Below are 3,086 nucleotides of genomic sequence, written 5' to 3'. Positions count from 1 at the left end.
GCGGCGTGGGTCCGGCGGCAGGCGCGGGGGCGGAGGGCGAGTCGGCCGGGTCCCGTCGGGGCCGGCCGCCGGCGCGGTGGGTGCTCATCCGATCTCGGTGATCTCCGGACCGCGGGCGAGCGGGTCCAGCGGGCCGGAGCGGATCTGGTTGAGCCCCGGACGCTCGCCGGGCAGGTGCAGGGGGATGAGCTCCTGCGGCGCCATCGCCTCCGCGCCGCGCACGACGACCAGGCGGGAGACGAGCGTCTCGAAGCGGCGCGCCTGCTCGGGGTCGGCCAGCGCCTTGCCGGAGAGGACCGCGCGCAGCAGCCAGCGCCGCCCGTCGACGCCCATGAAGCGCGCGGGACGGTAGGCGGTGCGGCCGTCGGCCCGCTTGACGGGCATGCGCGCGATCAGCTCGGTCCCGAAGGCTCCCGGGCGGGTCTCGGCGGTGCCTCCCTGCTTGACCACGGACTCGCGCAGCTTGCCCCTCACCTCCTCCCAGATCCCGCGTGACTTGGGGGCCGCGAAGGCCTGGACCTGCAGCGAGGAGCCCTCGATGACGAGGTTCGCGCCGGTCACGGCGTTCGTGCGCTGGTCGACCTCCATCCGCAGCTCCATGCCGTCGACGGCAGGGACGAGCAGGCCGCCGAGGTCGATGCGGTCCTCGTCGGGCGCGTCGGCCTCGTCGTAGGGCCCGTCCTCGAGGTGGTCCCCGCGTGCGGGGGCCTCCTCCTCGGCCTCGGGCGCGTCCTCGGGCAGGGCGTCGTCAGCCGCGCCCTCGTCCTCCGGGGCGTCGTCCGGCTCGGGCGAGTCGAGGTCGAGGGCGTCCAGCCCCTCGATCTCCTCCGGCTCCTGCCGCTTCCTGCGGGAGAACAGTCCCATGGTCATCCCTCCTGGTGGTGTGCGCCGCCGAAGCCGCCGCTGGAGCCGAACCCGGCGGTGGACCGGTCCGTCTGCTCGAGGTCGTCGACCTCCTGCAGCACGGGGGCCAGGAACGGCACCACCACGAGCTGGGCGATCCGGTCGCCGACGTGGAGGGGGAAGTCCTCCGTCGGATCGGTGTTGTGCAGCGCGACCTTGAGCGGTCCGCGATAGCCGGCGTCCACGATACCGGGGCCGTTGAGGACCGTGACGCCGTGCTTCGCGGCGAGGCCCGAGCGGGGGCAGACGAGTCCCGCGGTGCCGGGCGGGAGGGCGACGGCGAGGCCGGTGTCGACCAGGGCGCGGCCGCCCGCGGGGATCACGAGCTCCTCGGCACTGGCGAGGTCGAGGCCGGCGTCGTCGGCATGGGCGCGGTGCGGGAGCGGGGTCGCGCCGGTGCGGCGGATCCGCAGCGGCGCGCTGGTGTCGGGGTCGGCAGACATGACGCCAGGGTAGGCGCTCCGGCGGCGTCCTCCGCGCACCGGGGGTCCAGGGAGTGCGTGAGACCATGGTGGGCATGTCCGCCTCCGCCGTTCCCCCCGCCGCCGAGTCCCCGTCCGAGCGGTCCGCCGCCGGTGCGGCCCCCGTCCCCGGGCGGGACGCCGGGACGCCTCTCCACCGCGAGCATCTCCTGCCCGGGGTCGGCGCCTGGGTGATCGGCGTCGCGATCGGTGCGGCGCTCGGGCTCGTCATCGTGCCCCTGCACCTCGGCGCGGCGATCGCGCTGTCGGCGGTCTCCATCGTGATCGCGATCGTGCTGCTGATCTCCTACTCCCCCGTGCTGGAGGTCTCGGACGGCCGGTTCCGCCTGGGCCGCGCCCGGATCGACGTGACGGAGCTGGGCGAGCCGCAGGTGCTGCGCGGCGAGGACTGGGCGCTCACGATCGGCCAGGACTTCGAGCCGCTTGCCCACCACGAGGTGCGCGGCTGGACCCGCAGCGGGATCCGCGTCGAGGTGCTGGATCCGGAGGACCCGACCACCGCGTGGGTCGCCTCGACCCGTCGCCCCGAGGACCTCGCCCTCGCTCTGCGCACCGCCCAGCAGCAGGCACGGCGCGCGGCCTGACCGCTCCGCGGTCCCGGGGTCTCTACGGCCTCGCTCCCTGTCCGGTCCAGCGGACGACGAACGGCACCTCCCCTTGGGGAGGTGCCGTTCCTGCTGTCGGGGTGCTCCCCCTCTGCTGACCCGCGCTCGTGCGCACGTCAGGCCGCCGCGCACTCCTTGCAGATGATGAGCGTGCCCTCGACGTGGTCGATCTGGCTGCGGTGCTTCACGAGGAAGCAGCTGGCGCACGTGAACTCGTCCGCCTGGCGGGGCAGCACGCGCACGGAGAGCTCCTCGCCGGAGAGGTCGGCGCCCGGGAGCTCGTAGGAGTCGGCCGCCTCGGCCTCGTCCTCGTCGACCGTGGGGGTCGCCGCCTCGTTCCGTCGGCCCTTCAGCTCCTCGATGGAGTCGTCGTTCGACTCGTCGTCGTTCTTGCGCGGGGCGTCGTAATCAGTGGCCATCTACGGTCCGTTCCTGGTTGTCTGCGGGGTCGTACGACCTGGGTGTGGGCATGTCCGCGCCGGTGCGGCCACTAGGGACCGCATCCGACCGGTCCGGGTCCCAACGCTGAATGCGGCGGCATTATTGCAGAGGCACCCGTGAGCGGCAACACGACGTCCCCGCCCCGTCGGCATCCGGTGCCGACGGCCCGGGCGCGTCCGGCGCGCACCCAGGCGTCGCACTGTAGGGTCACGGCCTAGACTGTGCCTGCGAGCGACCAGGCTCCGAGACCAGGCTCGGACGGAGAGGACGACGATGCGCGAGCTCGATCTCGACGGGATCCACGACGACGGGGAGCATCTGCTCCTGGTCGACTCCGACGGCGATCGGTACACCCTGCGGATCGACCGCGCGCTGCGCGCCGCGGTGCGCTCCGACCGTCCCGCGCTGAACATGATCCAGGCGGCCGACGCGACCCCGCTGCGCCCCAAGGAGATCCAGGCGATGCTCCGCGCCGGCCGCAGCGCGGAGGAGATCTCGGAGACCTCCGAGATCCCCCTCGAGCACGTCCGCCGCTACGAGGGGCCGGTGCTCGCCGAGCGCGAGTGGACCGCCCAGCGGGCGCGCACCTTCCCCGTCGGCCGCGGCGGCCCCGCCCTCCAGGAGGTCGTCGCCGAGCGGCTCGCCGCCCGCGAGG

General features: G+C 74.3%; 5 protein-coding genes. 2 read left to right on the top strand and 3 right to left on the bottom strand.

Translation table 11 applies throughout. The features are described from left to right. Positions 1-84: 84 nt before the first annotated feature. Together HMPREF3159_RS15325 and dut are read right to left on the bottom strand one after the other, a co-directional pair. On the bottom strand, positions 85-864 hold the full coding sequence (locus tag HMPREF3159_RS15325) for a DUF3710 domain-containing protein (protein WP_070502071.1): 780 nt from the start codon (positions 862-864) through the stop codon (positions 85-87). Positions 865-866: 2 nt separating this feature from the next. Beyond that, positions 867-1,346, bottom strand: a complete 480-nt coding sequence (gene dut / locus HMPREF3159_RS15320) for a dUTP diphosphatase (RefSeq protein ID WP_070502069.1) — start codon at positions 1,344-1,346, stop codon at positions 867-869. Between the two features lie 74 nt (positions 1,347-1,420). Between dut and HMPREF3159_RS15315 the strand changes: the two genes are divergently transcribed. Further along, a complete protein-coding gene (locus HMPREF3159_RS15315; protein ID WP_246821653.1) occupies positions 1,421-1,969 on the top strand; it encodes a DUF3093 domain-containing protein in 549 nt (182 codons plus the stop codon). A gap of 137 nt (positions 1,970-2,106) precedes the next feature. Here HMPREF3159_RS15315 and HMPREF3159_RS15310 read toward each other — a convergent pair whose 3' ends face one another. After that, the gene (locus HMPREF3159_RS15310; RefSeq protein ID WP_010550618.1) at positions 2,107-2,409 is read right to left on the bottom strand and encodes a DUF4193 domain-containing protein; all 303 of its coding nucleotides are present in this window, start codon (positions 2,407-2,409) and stop codon (positions 2,107-2,109) included. Between the two features lie 295 nt (positions 2,410-2,704). Here HMPREF3159_RS15310 and sepH point away from each other — a divergent pair. Next, positions 2,705-3,086 (top strand): septation protein SepH (gene sepH, locus HMPREF3159_RS15305; protein WP_141748266.1); only part of this gene is annotated, 382 nt, incomplete at its 3' end.

This window comes from Brachybacterium sp. HMSC06H03, from assembly GCF_001807385.1.
GTDB lineage: Bacteria > Actinomycetota > Actinomycetes > Actinomycetales > Dermabacteraceae > Brachybacterium > Brachybacterium conglomeratum.
Note: the sequence above shows the minus strand (reverse complement) of the source record. Positions and strands in the feature narration are given on the sequence as shown.